The organism is Variovorax rhizosphaerae, assembly GCF_037889975.1.
Lineage (GTDB): Bacteria > Pseudomonadota > Gammaproteobacteria > Burkholderiales > Burkholderiaceae_C > Variovorax > Variovorax rhizosphaerae.
The window spans coordinates 61,216-80,820 of the sequence record NZ_JBBKZT010000015.1; the positions used below are offsets into that span (position 1 = coordinate 61,216).

Sequence of the window (19,605 nt, forward strand, 5' to 3'; positions counted from 1 at the left end):
AGATCAGATGAACAACTGCACCGCCGGCAGGGCCGCGTCGCAGTTGAGCAGGTTCACGCGCTTGAGCGTCATGCGCAGCGCGCCGTCGCTCAGGGTCAGGTGATGGAAGAAGGTGCCGACGTAGAACTGCAGTTCGTCGCCCTGCGACTCCGTGTAGTGGAACTCCGTGCGAACGACGAATTGGTTGCCGGCCTCGTCGAAGCTCTCGACAGTGGGCGTCTGCAACAGGTGATGGCAACGGCTCGGCGGCTGCTGCGAGAAGGCGCGCGGGCTCTTCAGGCGCTCGATGCGCAGGTCCCGCAGCAGCTTGTCCTCGTACATGTGCGAGGTGTGCTGGTAGCCATCCTCCTGGTCGGGGACCAAGGGCAACCAGTAGAAGGCGTCATCGGTGAAGAGCTGGTTCCACTCCTCGTAGCGCTTGGCGTCGAGCAGGCGGCATTCGTGGACGACGAAGTCGATCAGATCCTGGCGAGAAACGGTGCTCATGCTTCAGCCTTCTCGACCATGTTCGCGGTCATGTGACGTTCCCATGCACGGTACTGGTTGCGCATGGAAATCTCGCTGGTCCCGACGGCCGTCACGTCCTTCTGGCCAAGCTCTGCCGCATCGAAGTTGCGATGCAGGCTGACCCATTCGTTGCCACCCGCATGCAGGCCGGCCTGGATGCCGCGATAGGCCTGCAGGTCGTCATGGCCCACCACGGAGAAAGGCGAATTGATGAGCCGGTTGTACATGGTCGTGCGATGCAGCAGCTCCGGCGGCGCGCCCTTGAGTCGGAAGGTCCAGCTCTCGACCAGCGTCTTGTCGACGGCGATCGGCTTCACCACGCGGATCGACTGGATCGCACCCTTGATCGTAAGGTTCGGGTAGTACACCGTGTTGTGCCGCGCCAGGCCCAGGATCTGTTGCGTGCGCTCCGGCCCGTACTTCGCCTGCATGGCTGCGTCGTATTCCGGGATCGCCGAGTACTTGCTGTGGATGCTGTAGTGCACGCCCGAGAAGCTGTGGCCGTTGTCGAACACGCGCACGCCCATGTCCTCGAAGAACTTGTAGTCCGACATGAAGGGCACGAACTGCTCGATCGCCATCGGCTTGGGCTCGTCCGCCGGCTTGCCCGACCACATGGTCTTGGCGGTGCCGGCCGAGGACTCGTGCGCCACCATCGGATGCATGGTGTCGTTGAGGTTCTCGATGAACATCTTCCAGTTGCACTGGTGCATGAAACGCAGGCAGCCGCCGGCGATCTCCAGTTCGCCTTCGGGCGAGCGGTCGGCCATGTTGTCGATGGAGCTCAGCGAATCGCCGAAGAACTCCTCGAAGTCCGGCCCCGTGTCGTTGAGCTTGACGAAGATGAAGCCGCGATAGAGCCGCACGTGCTTCACCTGTGTGAGGCCCTTGGACGATTCGCACTGGGTGAGCTGCGTGCCTTCGTAGCCGTTCTTCAGCGGGATGGACAGCAGCGAGCCGTCGGTCTTGAAGGTCCATGCGTGGTACGGGCAGCGGAAGAACTTGCCGGTGTTGCCGCAGGGCGCGCTCACCAGCCGCGAACCCTTGTGAGCGCAGCGGTTCATCATCACGCGCACCGAGCCGTCGGTGTGGCGCACCACGATCAGCGGCCGGCCACCGATCTCGTTGCTGATGTAGTCGCCGGGCTTGGGCAACTGGCTGTCGTGGCCGACGTAATTCCAGGTGTTCGCGAAGAAGTGTTCCTGTTCCAGGTCGAACAGCTCTTGGTTGATGTAGAGGTCGCGGTGCACGCGGTCGGGCTGCACCAGCGCGCGGATCGCTTCGGGGTTGCCGCGGTAGGTCGTCATGTGGGGTCTCCTGAATCTTCTTGGCTTAGACGTCCAGCACCAGGCGCGCACCCTTGGCGCGCGAGATGCAGATCTGGATCACGTTGCCGGCCGCCTTCTCGCTGGCCATCAGCACATAGTCGCGATGGTCGATCTCGCCTTCCATCACCGGCGTCGCGCACACACCGCATTCGCCACGCTTGCAGTCGTACATCGGGTCGCAGCCCTCGTCGATCATGCAGTCGAGGATGGTCTTGTCGGCCGGCACGGTGAAGGTCTTGCCGGACATGGCCAGCACCACTTCGAAAGGATGGTCGCCCTCTTCCACCGCCGGCGTCGTGAAGAGTTCGAAGTGCACGCGGTCGTGCGTCCAGCCGCGCTTCTGCGTGGCGGCGAGCACGGCGTCGAGCATGACCTTGGGGCCGCAGACGTAGAGCTGGTCTTGCGCTTCGCAAGCGTCGAGCAGGGCTTCGATGTTGAGGGGGGCGCCTGCTTCCACGTCGGTGTGGACGATCAGGTCGTCGGCCAGCAGCGCTTGCAGTTCCGGCAGGAAGGCCATCAGGTCGCGGCTGCGGCCGGCATAGTGCATGCGCACCGGCGCGCCCTCGGCCTTGCGGCGTGCGGCCATGCTGATGAGCGGCGTGATGCCGATGCCGCCGGCGATCAGCACCGCGCGCGCTGCACCCTCGTGCACCGGGAAATCGTTCTTCGGCACCTCGATGGTCAGCGCATCGCCTTCCTTCAAGTTCTGGTGCATGAAGCGCGAGCCGCCGCGGCCCTCGTCCTCGATGCGCACGGCGATCACGTACTCGATCGGCGCATCGGTCACGCCTTGCTGCGCGGCAGGGTTGATGAGCGAATAGTGGCGCCAGTCTTCCTTGCCGTCAGGCAGCGTGACTTTCACGCGGATGTGCGCACCGGCGGTGAAGCCGGGCAATGCGCGCCCGTCGTCCGCTCGCAAGCGGAACATGCGGATCAGCGGGTTGAGTTGCTGCGCCTGTGCAACGCGCAAGGTCAGCGTGGGCAGTGGTTCATGTGACATGGTTCGTTGTCTCCCTTCAATGTCAAGCGAGTGCGTAGCGGGCCAGCACGTCGCGCAGCTTGTGGCCGTGCTCGTCGGCGAGCGCCGCGTCGCGCAGTTCGCGCAAGGTGGCGGGCGCCAACGCGCTGCCGGCGCGCTTGGCGGCGCCCATCACCAGTTCGTAGTTGCGCAGGCCGCGTGCATGGGTGTCGCTGTAGCCTTTGACCAGTCGCTGGCATTCGGCGATCTCGAGCGCCAGCGCCGGGTTGATGGCGGCCGTCTGCGCGATGCGTTCCAGCCACGCTTCGATGAGCTGGTTTTCTTCCGCGAAGCGCGTGGTGGACCGACGCCAGCGCGCGGCAGCCGCCACACAACGCAGCAGCAGGTAGCCATGCACCGAACTGGTCTGGACGACTCGACCCTTCTGAGTCATGCGTTCGACGATGCGCTTCGGCATGCCGGAATTCATCAACCAACGCCCGATGCCGCCGGGCAGCGTCTCGCAGATTTCCTGGAGGCGCGGGTGCATGTATTCGTTGATCGCCACGACCTGGCCGGACTGCGCGCCAGCCTCGTCGCGCACGCGGTCGAAGCGGGTGGCGCGCGTCTTCAGTGCGGCAACGCGGGCGGTGTCTTCGTAGGACATCCAGAGCGCCAGGTGCCGCGCGGTGCTCTCGGCAAGCCGTCCGCCATCGTTCACTTGCAACGCATGGACCTTTGCCATGCGATCGAGGTAGGTGCCGGCATAGGCCACGTCCTGATAGTCGATCAGGCGGCGCACGCCTTCGAGCAACAGGAAGTGCGCGGGCTCAGGAAACTCCCGCTGCACGCGTTCGATCAATGCGCGCACTTGCGGATCCTTCGGCGCTGGCGCTGAACGCGCCGGCAACGCCGCCGCTGGCGCATCCGCTTCGGACCCCGATTGCACCCGCTCGAACGCACCGCCAAAGGCCTTCAGGCTCGGCTTCACGCCCACCCCACCGCGCTCCACCGTCGCCTCGAACTGCGCGCGGCTGAAAGGCAACACGCCCGATCCGGCCAGCGCACCGAAGAGCACGGCGCTGATCACGCTGCCCGCCTGTTCTGCCGCCTGCGCCATGTCGAAGCGGATGAAGCGCTTGGCCGCCTTGTTCGCATGCGCCACCAATTGCGTGCTGTCGACCCGCCCATCGCCCATCGCCGACTTCTCTGCAATCGAATAGACGCGGTGGGTGGACGCGATCAGCGTGGTGCGATCCTGCGTGACCAGCCCGCGCTGCACCGCACGGCCGGCTTCCATCAGTTCGGAAGCCAGCACCAGGTCGACATCACCGGGCAGCGGCATCAGCGCCAGCACCGGCTTGCCGCCATCGGCCTTGGCACGCGACTCGGGATACAACTCGACGTAGTAAATGGTCGCGCCAGTGCGCTGCGCCACGCCGGGCACCGAAGTGGTCTGCGCGATGTAGCCGTTGTGCTCGCCGAGGTCGACGATCCAGTCGGCCAGCACGCCGCCGCCCTCGCCGCCCATGGCGAGGATGGCAATCTTGATAGGTTGAGTAGCGTTCATGAATTCTTAGAAGGCAAACCGTTCACGACGCTTGGCATCACCGCGTTGCATCCAGCCGATGACGGCGCCGCGCACGCGCTCCAGCAACTTGTCCCAGCCGCTCGGGTTGCTCACCACCTGCGCCTTGTAGAAGGACGGGCACAGCACGGCCGCATGCGACACGTCGCCACAATTGCCGCAGCCGACGCAACTGTCCAGCACGGTCGCGATCGGGTCGGTGCGCAGCGGATCGGGATTCGGCTTGATCGACAGCGACGGGCAGCCCGACAGGCGAATGCACGAATGGTCGCCAGTACACGTGTCCGAATCGATCCCGAACTTCTCGCGCACGACCCTCTTGCCTTCCGCCACCGCCTTGCGCACCAGCGGCTTCTCGCGGCGCTGCTTGTTCAGCATGCATTCCGATTGCGCGATCAGCACCTTCGGCCCCTTCTCCTTGGTCGTCAGCGCGTCGCGCAGCAGGTCGCGCATGCCGGCCACGTCGTAGGTACGGCGCATCGTCTTCACCCACTTCACGCCGACGCCGCGCACCGCCTGCTCGATCTCGTGGCCGGTGCTGCGCGTCGGGTTGTTCGCCTTCGACGAGAGGATGTCCTGGCCGCCCGTGGCCGAGGTGTAGTTGTTGTCGACGACGATGGTCAGGTTGTCGCTGCGGTTGAACACCGCGTTGGCGATGCCGCTGGTCAGCCCGTTGTGCCAGAAGCCGCCGTCGCCCATCATCGAGATGGCGCGCTTGCCCGCGGGCACATTGAGTGCTGCCGCACCGGCCGCGCCCAATCCATAGCCCATCGTCGTGTTGCCGAGGTGAAACGGCGGCAGGATCGAGAACAGGTGGCAGCCGATGTCGGCGCTGATGTGGTGCGGTCCAAGCTCGCGCTCGACCAGTTTCATCGCGCTGAAGATCGGCCGCTCAGGGCAACCCGTGCAGAAGCCTGGCGGCCGCGCATGCACGCTGTCTTCCAGCGGACGCGAAGGCTCCGGCGCCCCATCGACACCGATCTCCGCCACGGCCGTCAGCGGAATGATCTTGCGCACCGGCGCAGGCACCGGCAAGGGCGCGATGCGTCCATAGCGCTCGAAGAATTCGCGCGCACCTTTCAGCAGCACGGCGGCCGTGTATTCGCCCGCCACCGGCAGCATGTCCTTGCCATGCAACGCAGCCGTCACGCCGGCCTGCCGCAGGATGGTCGCGATGTTCTGCTCGATGAAGTTGGGTTGCCCCTCCTCCACCAGCAGCACCGCGCGCTTGCCTTCGCAGAAGCGCAGCACTTCGCTGTCGATCACTGGATAGGCCACGTTCATGACATACAGCGGCACCTTCGAGTTGCCGTACACGTCGGCCAGGTCCAGCCGCTCCAGCGCACGCATCATCGTGTTGTAGCTGCCGCCCTGCACGATCACACCGATGTCGTCCACGCCATCGCTGAAGAATTCATTGAGCTTGCGCTCCTCGATGAAGCGAACGGCCGCAGGCCATCGGTCCTTCACCTTCTCCTGCTCGTGCACGAAGCTCGCAGGCGGCAGCACGATGCGGCTGACGTCGCGCTGCGGCGACTCCATCGCCTCCTTGAGCGTGAACTTCGGCGGCACGTTGTCCGACGCCACGAACTGCCCATGCACATGGCAGGCACGGATGCGCAGTTGCAGCATCACCGGCGTGCTGCTGGCTTCCGACAAATCGAAGCCCTGCTTCACCGCATCGACGATCGACGGCAAGTTGGGCCGCGGGTCGAGCAGCCACATCTGCGACTTCATTGCGAAGGCATGGCTGCGCTCCTGCATGATCGAGGAGCCTTCGCCGTAGTCCTCGCCCACGATGATCAGCGCGCCGCCGGTCACGCCGCCGGAGGCCAGGTTGGCCAAGGCATCGGAGGCCACGTTGGTGCCTACCGTCGCCTTGAAAGTCACCGCGCCACGCAACGGATAGTTGACCGACGCCGCCAGCGTCGCCGCCGCGGTCGCTTCGCTCGCGCTGTTCTCGAACCGGATGCCCTGCTCGGCCAGGATGTCCTGTGCATCGGCCAGCACATCCATCAGATGCGAAATCGGCGCCCCCTGGTAGCCGGCGACGTACGCTACGCCAGACTCCAGCAAACCCTTGGTCACAGCCAGGATGCCCTCGCCGCTGAAAATATCTCCCGCGCCGAGCCTCAGCTTCTTTACTTCCTCGACAAAAGACCGCTCAGCCATGGTGCTCCTTGAAAACCCTCGGACGCGTTCGTCCCAAGTGCGTATATTCTTTAGATCTGAATGTATGCACAATCATGAATAACCCTAGACTCGCAAGCGCTGTGCCAGCTTCCAAGCGACCCAAGCAGGCGGCTTCAGCCCCGCTGCCCGAGCCCCGGCACTTTGTCGACGACTATCTGCCCGCGCTGCTGGCGCAGGCCAGTCACCTGATCTCCTCGGAGTTCCACAAGGTGGCGCGGCAGCACGGTTTTTCCGTGTCGGAATGGCGCGTGATGGCCACGCTGGCGGGCGGGGATGCGATCAGCATCGGGCGCCTCGCGCAAGTCGCGGTGATGAAGCAGCCCACCGTCACGCGCATGCTCGACCGCATGGCCAGCAAGGGCCACGTGGAACGCCTGCCCCATGACAGTGATCGGCGCATCACACTGGTGCGCATCACCGACGCCGGCGAGCGCACGGTCAAGCACCTGATGGAACTGGCGCGTGAGCATGAGCACCGCGTGCTGGAGCCCTTCGGCCTGCAGAGCGCCGAAGCCCTGAAGAGCACCCTGCGGCGCATGATCGAATTGCATGAGGACTCGGGCGCGGCGGTGGAAGACGACGACGATTGACCGCGGCCCCGCCGGCTCACTCGAGTCGGTCGAGAAAATCCAGCACCGCCTCGGCGAAGGCATCCGGCAACTGGTCGGGCAGCGGCACCATCCCGCCTTCGATGTCGACGATGCGCGCGTCCTGCAAGTGAGCCGCCAACTCGGCCGCATGCGGTGAAGCGAACGGATCGTCCGGCGCGCGCAGCACCAGCACCGGCTGCGTCACGCGCCCAATGCGCTCCTCCATCCGATACGACGCCACCGCGCGATGGCCGCCTTCCAGATCGCCGCGCACCATGAGCGCATCGAGCACGAAGGCCTCCAGCAACTCGGGCCGGCCCGCCGGATAGAAGCCCTGCCGGTTGCGCCACATCTGCATGAGGTGCGCGCCGTCGCCGCTGCGCTCGACCGCGTCGATGGGCTTGCTCCCAGCACGCGCCGCACGAAAGCCCGCATCCGTGAACGGCGTGGAAGACAGCACCAGCGAACCCACATGCTCAGGAAACGCCGCGGCCAGTTCCACTGCGATCACCCCACCCGTGTGATGCCCCACCACATGCGCCTTGCCGATGCCCAGCGATGCCAGCAACTCCGCCGCGACGGACGCCCAATGCTCGATGGTCGGCGCCCAGGGCGCAGGGGCCGAGTCACCGAAGCCGACGGTGTCCATCGCCACCGCGAAGTAGCGCTGGCCGACCAGCGGCAGCACCGCGCGGTACTCAGCCCAACTGCGCGGCGTCTGGTGCAGGAACAGCACCGCCGGCGCACTCGGCTCGCCGGCGCAGGCATAGTGAACCTGCCCGACGGAAAGGTCCGCGAACGCGCGGCGAATGTCGGGCCCGTTCACGTCCTTATCCCTGCGTCGCCGTCGCCGGCGGTCGCCACAGCCCGGCATGCTTCAACATGCCCAGCGTGCGAAGCAGCACGTCGCTGCGATAGGCGCCCACGTCGCGGCCGGCGTAGTCGTAGAAACCGCTGCCGCTCTTCAGCCCCAGCCGCCCCTCGCTCATCATCTTGTCGAGAATCGCAGGCGCCTTGTAGCGGTTCGCATCGATCGACGCCGACATCTCGCGACTCGCATGGTGCAGGATGTCGCTTCCGCCGAAGTCGATGAACTCCACCACGCCCAGCGCCGCGAAGCGCAGGCCCAGCCCGTAGCGCGTGGCCTTGTCGATTTCCTCGGCCGTGGCCGCACCCTCCTCGATCATCCGCGCCGCCTCGTTCATGATGAGCGCCTGCAGCCGCGGCACGATGTAGCCCGGCGTCGGCCCGCACACCACGGGCAGCTTGCCGATCTCCTCCATCAGCGCCTTGGCGCGCGCCAGCACGGCGGGGTCGGTGCCCGCGTGGCAGCTCAGCTCCACCACAGGAATCACATAGGCCGGATTGAGCCAGTGGATGTTGAGGAAGCGCTCCGGCCGCTTTACGAACTCGGCGATCTGCGTGACCAGGATGCTGCTCGTGGTGGATGTCAGGATGGCATCGGGGCTGCAATGCGAGTTGATGTGCTGGAAGGCCTCGCGCTTGGCTTGCAGCGTCTCCGGCACACCTTCGAACACCAGTTCGGCCGCAGCCAGCGCACGCGGCGCATCGTCCGCCCGCACCACGTCGATGCGGGCCACGATCTCCGGCACACGTTCGCTCGCCATCACGCCCAGCGACGCCAGGCCGCGCAGGCTGGATTCGATCTCCGCGCGCACTTCGGCATGCAGCTTCTGCCAGGCCTCGTCGCTGCGCTCGCGCAGGTCGACCAGCGACACGCGATGGCCCGCGTACGCAAAGGCGATCGCAATGCCGCGCCCCATGCGCCCGGCGCCGACCGCGGCCACGCGAGGCCCGGCCATCGTCACGGCATCAGGCGCCGTCATGCAGCCGCTCCTTCAGCGCATCGCGGCTCAGGTCGTTGAGCCCGAGCGCGTCGAAGGTGCGCGGTCCCTTGCGCAGGTCCCGCCCGAGGAAACCGCCCACGATGGCCAGCAACCCGTGCGCGATCGGCGCGTCCACGCCCGCATGGCGCGCGGCCGAGGCCAGGAAAGCCAGGCCCAGTTCCGTGTCCTCGGTGATGTAGCGATGGCCATACAGGTCGATGTTCTCGCGCCAGTCGCCTGACTTCACCAGCTTCTTGTGCGCGTCGCCGTACATCCACTTGTCGTTGTTGTAGTGGTCAGCCAGCGGATAGTGCGGCCCGGCATGGCCGAAGGCCTCGCGCACCGCGATGCGTTCGTTGTCGAGTTGGTCCGTCACGGCCCGCACTGCCTTCTGGGTGCCTTCGTTGTGGATGTCCCAGCGCTCGAAGTGCTGCAGCGGCGCCGCGTTCATCACCATCAGCGGCGGGTGGATGATCGGACCGGCATTCATCAGCGCACCCGACAGCGCATCGCCGCAACCATGCACGCTCGGGTAGGCCTGCCGGATCACCGCGATCGCTTCCTTCTCCTTGCGCGCCGGGTACACGCCGGTCGGCAGGTGGATCGCGCGAATCGTCACGTTGACTTCGCGCTCGCCGTGCTTGCGTGCCAGGTAGGGCAGCGTGCCGGTTTCGGCCCAGGCGACGTCGGCCTGGCTGCCGGCCTCGCGGGCGATGTGCGCCATCACGTAGCTGCCGAAGGTGCCCGGCGGCAGGAACACCACCTGACCGTCGACCAGATACGGCGCCATGGCGCGCGCAATGTCGGCCTGCGCAATCGCGGGCGACGGGATCAGGATCAGTTCGGCGCCGCGCATCGCCTCGCCGATGTCGGCCGTGGCCTTGGCGATCGGCACGTCGCGCGCACCCTCCGCGTCCTTCAGGCGGATCGAACCTGCCGAGATGACGGCGCCCAGCGCTGCCGCGTCGCGCCGCCAGAGACGGATCTCATGGCCGGCCTCGGACAGATCGGCGGCGGCGGCATAGCAGCCGTGGCCTCCGCCCAGGATTGCAATTTTCATGAAGCTTCACTCCGCAGGGTTCGTGATGGATGGATTGCCAGCGCTTTTCGCGCGGCATCCAGGTACATTACTTTTCACATATTTATATGTCAATCGGTTTTGGCCCGGAGCCGAAAGCAAGCGGGTACAAGCAATGACGCCCCACGTCGCGTACCCTCGCGCTTTGCAACGCAAAAGGGAAATCGCGCATGGCCAGCTTCAAGAAGTACCGCGTCGACAAGTCGTTCCACCTCGCAGACATCAAGCCGGGCGCCACGCCCTTTGCCGAAGGCTCGCGCAGCGAGCAGGCCGAGCGCCTCGACGCCTTGGCGCTCGACCTCGACAAACTGCAGAACCTGCTGCATGCCGAAGGCAGTCGCAAGGTCCTGCTGGTGCTCCAGGGCATGGACACCAGCGGCAAGGACGGCACGATCCGCTGGGTGTTCTCGCGCACCTCCCCGCTCGGCGTGCGCGTGGCCGCCTTCAAGGCGCCCTCGCTCGAGGAAAAGGCGCGCGATTTCCTCTGGCGCTGCCATGCCGTGGTGCCGCGCGCCGGCGAGATCATGGTGTGGAACCGCAGCCACTACGAAGATGTGCTGGTCCCGGTCGTCGAAGGCTGGCTCGACAAGAAGGAGCTCGAACGCCGCTACGCCCAGATCAACGACTTCGAGCGCCTGCTGACCGAGACCGGCAGCGTGGTCATCAAGTGCATGCTGCACATCAGCAAGGAAACCCAGCGTGAACGCCTGCAGGACCGCATCGACACGCCCGGCAAGCACTGGAAGTTCGACATCAGCGACCTCGACGCCCGCAAGAAGTGGGACGACTACCAGCGCGCCTACGACAGGCTGCTGGGGGCGACCTCCACACGGCACGCGCCCTGGTACGTGATCCCATCCGACAGCAAGACTCACCGCAATCTGATGATCGCGCGCCTGTTGATCAAGACACTCGAGGACATGAAGCTGAAGGAGCGGCCGGACGACCCGGCGCTCAAGGGACTGATCGTCGAATAGCCTGGGGCGCTTGGGCGTCGTTGTCGAACACGTTGTGCCAGGAACAACGGCACGCCTGAAGCGTCTGTACAAACAGACGGTCGCGCGTCATATTCCGGCAATCGCGACCCACAGGACAGACGCCTACAACCCGCCCACTCCACCCGCGCAGCCCGGCGCTTGACCCAAGGAATACTTTCGGATGCCAAAGCTCATCGTGATGACCCATCCGGGCAAGACCAAGCTGGTGCCGCTGGCGGCGGCAGACACCCAGATCGGACGGGCCACCGGCAACGACATCGTCATCGATTCGGGACGCGTCAGCCGCTTTCACGCGTTGGTGACCGTCGAAAGCGGTGCTGTCTGGATACGCGACCTCAAGAGCAGCAACGGCACCTTCGTCAACGGCCACCGCATCGTGTCGCGCGCCCTGTCGAACGGCGACACCATCGTCATCGGCGACTGCCAGATGCGCTTCCTTGCCGGTGAAGAGCAGGTCACGCCCGCCGAAGCGCTGCGTCTCATGACGATTCCGGGCGTGCTGACGGATCTCGACAAACTGCGCAAGCCCGGGCCGCGTTAGGGAGGCTCTGAACAAGTCCCTCGCGGAGCGCGCATCCTCGGCTCGGGCGGTCTGCGGCGTTGCAAATCCTCGCCATGGCTTCGGCCATGGCTGCGGTTTGCGCCTTGCATCCCATCCCGAGCCGAGGCGCGCGCCCTCGCGGGGACTTGTTCAGAGCCTCCTTTGCGCGCGTGCAAACCTAGAAGCTGTGCCGCAAGCCCAGGTCGAAGCCACGTGAGCTGCGACCGGGTTCGGTGATCGAATTGTTCAACGCAACGGCCGAGTCGCCGCTGTTGCGCAGGTAAGCAAAGGTGGTGTAGGCCGCCGTCCGCTTCGAGAGGTTGTAGACATAGCCCACCGCCAGCTTCTTGGCCCGCGGGTCCGTGAATTCATCGGTACCGCTCGATGAATAGGAGATCTTGAACTGGTGCGGCCCCACCGGGATCACGGCGCCGGCGATGTAGCTCTTGCTCTTCACGGTGGTGAATTGCCTCTTCTCGTCGACGAAGTAGCCCGCGGTCAGTCTCACGACGCCAAAGTCGTAGAAGGCGCCCACACTGTAGGCCTCGACATCACCGGTGGTGGCTGTCTGCGCGTACTTGGTCTTGCCGCTCGACACCGCAATGCCGAACGGCCCGCCGCTCCAGCCGACCCGTGCCGCGTAGCCATTGCCATCCTGCGGATTGGGCTGGGCATTGGGCTGGAAACCGGGCTTGTACGAGACGTTTTCGCCCATGAACACCTGCACTTCACCGAACACGCCGCCGAGCCCTTCCGGCAGGAAGTAGCCCACCATGTTGGAAGCACGCGTCGACGTCACGCCGACGATCGACATGGAAAAGGGCAACGACGCGCCCACCCCGCTGGTGCCGAACGGATCGGTCTGGTCCCGGTTGCGGAAGGTCGCAGTGAAGTCCCGGCCCATCCGGATCTCGCCCCAGAAGTCCATCAGGCTGACGGTGGCGCGCCGGCTGAAGCTCATGAAGTCGGGATTTGTCGCGCCGCTCGGCTGGTTGTTGATGTTCCCGGCGGTGCCGCCGCCGTTGTCGACCTGGAGCCCGGTCTCGAGCCAGAAGCCCGCCCCGAGCCCTCCACCCAGGTCCTGGAGGCCCCTGAAGCCCAGGCGCGACTGCATGTTGCCGCTGCTCGTGAGTTGGGTGGTGTGCGCAATGCTGCCCGAGCCATAGGCCAAGGCAATGTCGGCAATCCCGAACAGCGTCAGGCTGCTGCCCGAGACCGGCCCCTGAACCTGGCTCGATTGCGCTACGGCTTGGTGCGCCAGCACAAGGTTGAAGAGAACGAGAACCCCCAGCTTTCTCATGTCATCCCCCTCCGGTGCGTGCACCTTGGTGAATCGGCCGTGCCCCGCTTGTTGGCGCGGGGGGCGTGTCGCTTGGCAAGCTCCGCTTGCTCGCGCATTCGAAGAATCAGCGGGCTTGGCGCCCGGCCGCTTACTTTGGACCAAGCGACATGGAGCGTCAACACGGCGAGGGTGGCAAAGCGGCATCGACGCAACACCTTGCAGGGGACGATCCGTGCCGCGTGATCCACCGGATGAACGGAGCCTCAAAACAAAAACGCCCCGTGCGGGGCGTTTCTTGGCGGCTCGCCCCGTGAGGAGCGTCTTTGCTTGCTTTCTGGCGGAACCGGAGTCCGCCATTTCGAGCCGCAGCTAGGCACAACTGGCGCAAGTCATCCGGCTGATTTTCGCCGGTTTTCCCGCTGGTGAAGTCAAACTCTTCTCCTTACTTGCGCTCGTAAGCGCTCATGCCATCTACAATTTCATTTGTAGGCCAGCTTGTAGGCCAGAACGAAAGGAATGAGGAGCCATGGGTACAGCGAGCAAGCTCACGGATGTGAAGGTCAAGACCGCCAAGGTGGGGCGCTACGGCGATGGAGCCGGGCTCATGCTGGAAGTGCGTGCGAATCCTTCGGGTACGGTCACATCGCGCAACTGGACGATGCGTTTCACGTCCCCGGCAACGGGCAAGGCGCGCTGGATGGGCCTGGGCCAGTACCCTGGTGTAAGCCTGAGCGATGCGCGCCAAGCCGCCGGTGACGCGCGCAAGCTCATCTCGCAGGGCGTGGACCCCATAGACCAGCGCGCGGGCGAGCGCGAAGCGATGCAGGCCGCGGGCCAGGCGCCCAAGGCGCGCACGTTCGACCAGGCCGCCAGCCTGCTGATGGAATCGAAGCGTGAAGGCTGGCGCAACCCCAAGCACCGCGCGCAGTGGCAGTCCACCCTGGACACCTACGCAAGTCCGGTGATCGGCACGAAGGCAGCCGCGGCGGTCACCTTCGATGACGTGCTGACCATCCTCTCGCCGATTTGGACAGCGAAGCCTGAAACCGCCAGTCGCGTGCGCGGTCGCATCGAGGCCGTGCTGGATTACGCCGCCGTGATCGAGGGCGCGCACGAGCGCAGCAACCCGGCCCGGTGGAAGGGTCGCCTGGACAAGGTGCTGCCCGCGCCCAAGAAGGTACGCAAGGTCGAGCACCACGCCGCCCTGCCCTTCGGCAAGGCGTCGGCGTTCATGAAGCAGCTGCGTGCGTTGCCGGGCACGAGCGCACAGGCGCTGGAATTCACCATCCTCACAGCGGCCCGTTCGGGCGAAGTGCGTGGCATGACCTGGGGTGAACTCGACTTGGACAACGCGGCCTGGACGGTGCCCGCGGAGCGCATGAAGGCGAAAGTGGAGCACCGTGTGGCCCTCTCGAATGAGGCGATAGCGCTCCTGCGGGCCATCCCCAACAACGACAAGCCGGGCGCACCGCACCCGGGCGATGCGCTGGTGTTTCCTTCCCTGTTGAAGCCGGGGCGCCCTCTGTCCGACATGTCCCTCACCGCAGTGCTGCGGCGTGCCAAGGTGCCCGTGACCGTGCACGGCTTTCGCTCAACTTTCCGCGATTGGGCAGGCGAGACCACGTCGCACGCGCGGCAGACCGTGGAACACGCTTTGGCGCACCGCATTCCCGATGCGGCAGAGGCGGCCTACGCGCGCGGCTCGCACTTCGTGAAGCGCCGCAAGCTGATGCAGGACTGGGCAGACTACCTCGGCAAGGCGATGGCCGACGTCACGCCGATTCAGGCGAGCAAGGCAAACATGGCGGCGGCCTGAGTGGACAGCGTGGTCAATTCCGCGCGCGAGCCGCCGACGCCAGAGAAATTTGCTCGCTTGCACGAGGTCCGCCGCGCGGTGTTCACATACCTGCTGGACACAAACACTCCGACGCCCGCTGATTTCAGAGCCCTCACAATGTTTGCACGCCGGCTGGAAAAGGCAAATCAAGCGGCCCGCGATTGGAGCGATTCGCTCTCGCTCAGGGTCGTATTGGCGGGCGCAACCAAGCGCGACGGCAACCCAACTTTCCAACACGTGGGCGCGGACGCGGCGCTGGAGGCGATGCTCTTTCTGCGCGACATGCTGTATCTTCATAGCGACATCATCGCGATGATGGCGCGTGCCGATTTGCCTCAGCCGATTGGCCATCAGGAACCTGCGCTGCGGCGCCTCGTGCTCGCTCTCGCGCACCAATGGCAGGGGCTCGGAGGACACCCTGGTTTCTCAAGCCGGCCCACGAGGGGCGCCGGAGGCGCGCGCACAGTCTTCACCGGCCCGTTTCTCAATGCTGTTGTCGCAGCTATCAGGCACGGCGTGCATGCACTGAATATTCCAGCAGACCTTGTTCCCACGCACGCGACCATTGCAAGCGAAATTCGCGCGCTTCGCCATCAAGGGCGACTTGCTGCCCGCGAGGGGGATTGAAATCCGCCGCCAAAAAAGCACAACTTTGCAATCTCCCGAAGCAAGCGGTTAGGGACGACGCTATGGCTCACAGAAACTACTGGAGCCCTTCATGCCTCTCTTTGCCGATCCCGATCAGGTGATGCGCATGCCCGAGTTGCGTCAGGCGATTCCGCTGTCGGAAACGCGGTTGCGTCAACTCATTACGCTTGGAAAGTTCCCCCGCCCTGTGAGGCTGGGCGCGCGGGCGGTGGGCTGGCGTGCAGGTGACGTGCGCGCGTATCTTGAAGGTCTTGCCAAAGAGGACGCGGAGCGCCGTGCAGGGTTGAGCAAGAAGCGCGGCCCTGCTCCGAAGAGCTTGACGACACAGCGGGCGACGCCCGCATGAAGTAACCCCGACCGGCGAACCGATCGGGGCGTTCTGCACGTCGGCAGCCAGCCAATGCGCACCTTGCAACGGTGCTGCAATTTTGGCGGGTGCCGCGCGTCGGCGCAACCTCCCGGCTCGCTGGTCTTCTTTTAGGAGTAATCCAATGAAGATCAATCTCACCAACCCCGGCGGCATCACCTTTCTTGCCGTCATGCACGACAACGACTGCCCCGGCGCACACGGCGACCCCGCCAACTGCGTGTGCGAGCCGGACATCATGATGCATACGGACGCCGAGCTGTTCCGTGCATCTGTGCGCCGCAACCGCGCGCAGCGCCGTGCTGCCGAGCGGGCCGAGCGCCAGGCCACGGCCAAGGCGAAGGGAGGCACGTCATGAGCACTCCTATTGACGACCCGCGCCTGCAAATGTGGCTTCCAGATCGCGACTCGACCGACATGAAGCGAATGCTGGACATCGCCAACTTCACGGTGAGATTCTGGAACCCAGAAACCTCCTTCCATTCACCGTCTTCGGTACTCCGGCTACTCGGACCGAGCGGCGTATGTGTAGTCGCCTGGGACGGGGGCACGCCTTTGTTCGCGCTGATGAACTGCAAGGGCGAAGCCATTCCCGATGGGGATGATGTAATTCCAAGGGTTGCGTTCACGCCGTCCGAGATTGACGAGTTCACAGGCATCGACCCGTTTTACCTGCCCGGATGCGGCGCGGATGTAGAGAAGCCCGGCCCTGCGTCGCCCGACGATCTCAAGCCGCTGATTGAGGTGCTGAAAAGGCGCTTGAGCCGCAAGCAACGGGCAAAGCTGGCAAGTAGGCAGGCATGACTCGCAATCCCCCTGAACCCGAAGGCGATATCGAAGCGCAGGTGCTGGGGGAGCAGCTTCGCGCCGCCGGCATCGATGACGCCGCGCTGTACCGTGACCTGGAGCTTGCACGGGTAACTGGGCGGGTGAGTGACGAGCTGCGCCGCCGTGCCGCAGAAGCGACGCAGGGCACGCCTCCCCTGTCGGAATGCATCACGGTATTCATCTCCGATGACCAGTGCGGCAAGGTGTACACGCGCGACAGCGACGGCAAGGTGAAAAAGGAAAGCATTGGGCACATCACGAACGCCGTCGCCAGCACTGTGCACGTCCCGGATGCCAAGACTTTCGCGGAAGTGTTGCTCTGGGTGATGGACACGCCTAATGCTGGGCTGATCCTCGGGGCCGTAAAAGGCACGAAGCCACGCGACGAGTTCCAGATTCGCACAATGAAGACGTTGCACGAGCTGCTGCGCAAGCCTGACCGGGCGGACATCGCGGGCATCCATCAGATCGACGGATCGGCATGCATCGCACGGATGAAGGAAAACTTCGCGCCGTGTCAGTGGGCGCTCCTCGACCGCGATGTAGATGAGCACACGCCCGGACAATTCGATGCCGACTCCTTGCCTTACGACGATTGGCTGCGCCTGGTGGATGAAAAACTCCTGCCGGGGGTCGCCTCCTGCGAGCGCGTGGTGTTGCCCTCCTCCTCCGCCCGAGTTCGCTTGCCTGATGGCACACCCTACAGCAGCGGGAACGGGCACACCTTCGTGCGCACCAACGGCGGCGACCTGGAGCGCGTGCGCAGCCAGTTGAGCGCCAAAGCGGCTCTTGAGGGCATTGCGTGGCCCAAGCCGCGCTTCTCGCGCAAGACCGGCGAGAAGATGGGCGAAAGCGCGACCACGATCCTTGACGCGAGCGTGCTCAGCCCTGGGCGCTTGACCTTCGATGGCAAGCCGCGCGCCAGCAATGGCCTGAGCATTGCACCGCCCGAAGTCGCGGTGTTTGACGGCCCAGCCCTCGACCTGTCGGCCTTCGTGGACCTGACCGACGAGGAGATCGCGATTCGCAACGCGGCCTCGCCCGTGAGGCTGCACCGTGACGGTGCTGGGCGCGTGAGCCAGCAGGACCACACCACGCTGACGCTCGACACAGTCATCGAGCTGGAGGACGGCGAGACGATGAGCGTGCGGGAATGGCACGAATCGGGCCGGGGCCACACGCGGATTCAAAGCCCATTCCGCGCCTCGGATTCGTTTGCGGCGTTCATCGACCGCGATCCGCTGCGTGTCTACGATTCCGGTACCTGCACCACCTACCACTGCGCCGCGCCGAAGCCCGACCCGGGGAAGGTCTTCGACGATTTGCTGCCCGAGCGGGGGGACCAAACCGAAGCCGCGTCGGCAAGTTCTACTCCATCGCGACCTGAGCCTTTCCCGGGGCCCATGAGCGAGATTGTTGCGGCCATGCTCGCCACAGCTCCAAAGCCGCGTAAGGGGTTGGCCGTAGTGGCCGCCCTGATGGGAATGGCTGCCGCATGCGATGGCCGCCTTCACCTGGCTGCTGACGGTCACTCGCGTTTGAACTTGTTCGCCACCGTGCTGCTGGAAACAGGCGAGGGCAAGGAGCACGCAATGAAAGTATCCGAGGCGGTCGCCCGTGCAGCCGGCGCGCAAGTAGCAGGCAAGCCCGCAAGCGGCGCGGCCCTCGAAGACATGCTTCAGGACCACGGCTCCATGTTGCTGACGATTGACGAAGCCGGCCACCTGCTGGCCGCCATGAACGCCCGCCACGCGCCCACCTACCTTACTGATCTGTCGAGCGTCATGATGCAGCTGCACAGCCGAGGGCCAAGCACCTATCACACCCGGGGCCGGGCGGCGTCGGGGAAGAAGGAGAGTGCCGCGGGGCGCGCGGTGGCACATCCAGCCGTCAGTGCCCTGATGTTCAGTACGCCGCAAAAGTTCGCCCACGTGGCCGGCGTCATGGATATCGAGAGTGGGGCGCTTGGACGCCATCTGTTCTACATCGATACCGAGCGCGTGGAGCAGCGCCGCGTGGGCGGCGCATTCAACTTGCCCGCGTCCGTGGTGGAGGTAGCGCGGCAGATTCGAGCCATGGGAGCGTTCCCCGCGACGGAGCCGAGTTCGCCCTTTGAAGCGCCTCCCCTCGCGGCACACCGGGAAGTAGACATCGCATACGGCGACGGCACCGAGGCCCTGCTGCAACGGGTCATGGATCGGTTTTCAAGTCGGCAACGCCAGCCTGCGGTGTCGTCGCTGGAGGGCATGCTGACGGCGCGGGGCTACGAGAATTTGTTGCGCGTGGCCGGCACGTTGGCCGTCTGGGATGCGCCTCACCGCCCGACGCTGCGACCTGATCAGGTGGCCTGGGCCGAAGCCTTCGTGCTGCGCAGCATCCACGACGCCGTGTTGTTCGCCGATGAGCACATGCACGAGGCCGGCGTGCTTGCGGATGCGGCGCACGTGCTGCGGGTCTGCCGTCGCGTGCTGGCCGGTGAACTGAAGTGCGACCGCCTGAACGAGTTCGCGTGCGTTCGGCGTGGTGTGGTCCCCCGAAGGATCGCCCTGAAACACTCCCGCCTTGCAAAGGAGCCCTTTGCCAAGGCGCTGGAGCATCTTGATGCAGTCGGTGACGCCCATGCATTCGATGCGCCTTTGCTCCAGGATGGCGGGACCGTGCCGGCCATCAAAGTCCTGAGGGCAGGCTGACCGCCTGGCCAGAGGGTCCGCCGATTGGTCACACGGACACAACTGCTTTGTAGTCCACCGCAACCCGCATGAAACCTAGCTTTTTTGAGCGAAACCGGGGGTTGGACACTGGTCACAGCCACTCCCATACACATGCACACGAGAGAGAAGGGATACAGAGAGAAGCTGTGTCCAACTCTGTGTGTTTACTCATATCTCTAGGATGCATGCGGGCTGCCGTGGTCGCAAGGGTGGCGTGTCCACGTGTGTGACCTGTTTGCGTCCGGCGTGACCAATCCCCACGTGCACGGATTCGCACGCAGCCCCACCGGCATGTCTTCGCCAT

The 19,605-nt window shown here is 65.0% G+C and carries 18 protein-coding genes; 9 read left to right on the top strand and 9 right to left on the bottom strand.

Translation table 11 applies throughout. From position 1 onward, the window contains the following. Window positions 1–3 precede the first annotated feature (3 nt). The 5 genes from WKW82_RS27615 to WKW82_RS27635 are packed head-to-tail and all read right to left on the bottom strand — an operon-like array spanning window position 4 to window position 6,553. A complete protein-coding gene (locus tag WKW82_RS27615; RefSeq protein ID WP_340345781.1) occupies window positions 4–486 on the bottom strand; it encodes an aromatic-ring-hydroxylating dioxygenase subunit beta in 483 nt (160 codons plus the stop codon). Then, on the bottom strand, window positions 483–1,814 hold the full coding sequence (locus WKW82_RS27620; RefSeq protein ID WP_340345782.1) for an aromatic ring-hydroxylating dioxygenase subunit alpha: 1,332 nt from the start codon (window positions 1,812–1,814) through the stop codon (window positions 483–485). The genes WKW82_RS27615 and WKW82_RS27620 overlap by 4 nt, the downstream gene beginning before the upstream one ends. Before the next feature lie 25 nt (window positions 1,815–1,839). Beyond that, a complete protein-coding gene (locus tag WKW82_RS27625) occupies window positions 1,840–2,835 on the bottom strand; it encodes a PDR/VanB family oxidoreductase (protein ID WP_340345783.1) in 996 nt (331 codons plus the stop codon). Window positions 2,836–2,857: 22 nt separating this feature from the next. After that, on the bottom strand, window positions 2,858–4,363 hold the full coding sequence (locus tag WKW82_RS27630; RefSeq protein ID WP_340345784.1) for an indolepyruvate oxidoreductase subunit beta family protein: 1,506 nt from the start codon (window positions 4,361–4,363) through the stop codon (window positions 2,858–2,860). Between the two features lie 6 nt (window positions 4,364–4,369). After that, window positions 4,370–6,553, bottom strand: coding sequence for a thiamine pyrophosphate-dependent enzyme (locus tag WKW82_RS27635; protein ID WP_340345785.1), 2,184 nt, complete (start codon window positions 6,551–6,553; stop codon window positions 4,370–4,372). A 101-nt stretch (window positions 6,554–6,654) separates the two neighbouring features. Here WKW82_RS27635 and WKW82_RS27640 point away from each other — a divergent pair, with 101 nt between their 5' ends. Then, complete coding sequence (locus tag WKW82_RS27640) at window positions 6,655–7,164, top strand: MarR family winged helix-turn-helix transcriptional regulator (protein WP_340345786.1); 510 nt, start codon at window positions 6,655–6,657, stop codon at window positions 7,162–7,164. Between the two features lie 16 nt (window positions 7,165–7,180). Here WKW82_RS27640 and WKW82_RS27645 read toward each other — a convergent pair whose 3' ends face one another. The 3 genes from WKW82_RS27645 to WKW82_RS27655 are packed head-to-tail and all read right to left on the bottom strand — an operon-like array spanning window position 7,181 to window position 10,071. Further along, a complete protein-coding gene (locus tag WKW82_RS27645) occupies window positions 7,181–7,990 on the bottom strand; it encodes an alpha/beta fold hydrolase (protein WP_340345787.1) in 810 nt (269 codons plus the stop codon). A 4-nt stretch (window positions 7,991–7,994) separates the two neighbouring features. Continuing rightward, window positions 7,995–9,011: a 3-hydroxybutyryl-CoA dehydrogenase gene (locus tag WKW82_RS27650; RefSeq protein WP_340345788.1), complete on the bottom strand. Its 1,017-nt coding sequence runs from the start codon at window positions 9,009–9,011 to the stop codon at window positions 7,995–7,997. Then, entirely contained in the window at window positions 8,998–10,071 is a 1,074-nt protein-coding gene (locus WKW82_RS27655) for an NAD/NADP-dependent octopine/nopaline dehydrogenase family protein (RefSeq protein ID WP_340345789.1), read from the bottom strand. The genes WKW82_RS27650 and WKW82_RS27655 overlap by 14 nt, the downstream gene beginning before the upstream one ends. 188 nt (window positions 10,072–10,259) lie before the next feature. Here WKW82_RS27655 and WKW82_RS27660 point away from each other — a divergent pair, with 188 nt between their 5' ends. Together WKW82_RS27660 and WKW82_RS27665 are read left to right on the top strand one after the other, a co-directional pair. Further along, on the top strand, window positions 10,260–11,066 hold the full coding sequence (locus WKW82_RS27660; RefSeq protein ID WP_340345790.1) for a PPK2 family polyphosphate kinase: 807 nt from the start codon (window positions 10,260–10,262) through the stop codon (window positions 11,064–11,066). 181 nt (window positions 11,067–11,247) lie between these two features. Beyond that, window positions 11,248–11,628: an FHA domain-containing protein gene (locus WKW82_RS27665; RefSeq protein WP_340345791.1), complete on the top strand. Its 381-nt coding sequence runs from the start codon at window positions 11,248–11,250 to the stop codon at window positions 11,626–11,628. A 178-nt stretch (window positions 11,629–11,806) separates the two neighbouring features. Here WKW82_RS27665 and WKW82_RS27670 read toward each other — a convergent pair whose 3' ends face one another. Beyond that, the gene (locus WKW82_RS27670; protein ID WP_340345792.1) at window positions 11,807–12,928 is read right to left on the bottom strand and encodes a porin; all 1,122 of its coding nucleotides are present in this window, start codon (window positions 12,926–12,928) and stop codon (window positions 11,807–11,809) included. Window positions 12,929–13,436: 508 nt separating this feature from the next. On the opposite strand from WKW82_RS27670, the gene WKW82_RS27675 reads away from it, so the two are divergent. The 6 genes from WKW82_RS27675 (at window position 13,437) to WKW82_RS27700 (ending at window position 19,280) form a co-directional block, all read left to right on the top strand. Then, window positions 13,437–14,726: a tyrosine-type recombinase/integrase gene (locus tag WKW82_RS27675; RefSeq protein ID WP_340345793.1), complete on the top strand. Its 1,290-nt coding sequence runs from the start codon at window positions 13,437–13,439 to the stop codon at window positions 14,724–14,726. Further along, window positions 14,727–15,374, top strand: coding sequence for a hypothetical protein (locus tag WKW82_RS27680; protein ID WP_340345794.1), 648 nt, complete (start codon window positions 14,727–14,729; stop codon window positions 15,372–15,374). Between the two features lie 91 nt (window positions 15,375–15,465). Next, the gene (locus tag WKW82_RS27685) at window positions 15,466–15,741 is read left to right on the top strand and encodes a helix-turn-helix transcriptional regulator (protein WP_340345795.1); all 276 of its coding nucleotides are present in this window, start codon (window positions 15,466–15,468) and stop codon (window positions 15,739–15,741) included. Between the two features lie 145 nt (window positions 15,742–15,886). Continuing rightward, a complete protein-coding gene (locus tag WKW82_RS27690; protein ID WP_340345796.1) occupies window positions 15,887–16,120 on the top strand; it encodes a hypothetical protein in 234 nt (77 codons plus the stop codon). Beyond that, a complete protein-coding gene (locus tag WKW82_RS27695) occupies window positions 16,117–16,566 on the top strand; it encodes a hypothetical protein (RefSeq protein ID WP_340345797.1) in 450 nt (149 codons plus the stop codon). Before WKW82_RS27690 ends, WKW82_RS27695 begins: the two co-directional genes overlap by 4 nt. After that, the gene (locus tag WKW82_RS27700; RefSeq protein ID WP_340345798.1) at window positions 16,563–19,280 is read left to right on the top strand and encodes a YfjI family protein; all 2,718 of its coding nucleotides are present in this window, start codon (window positions 16,563–16,565) and stop codon (window positions 19,278–19,280) included. The genes WKW82_RS27695 and WKW82_RS27700 overlap by 4 nt, the downstream gene beginning before the upstream one ends. The last annotated feature ends 325 nt before the right edge of the window (window positions 19,281–19,605 follow it).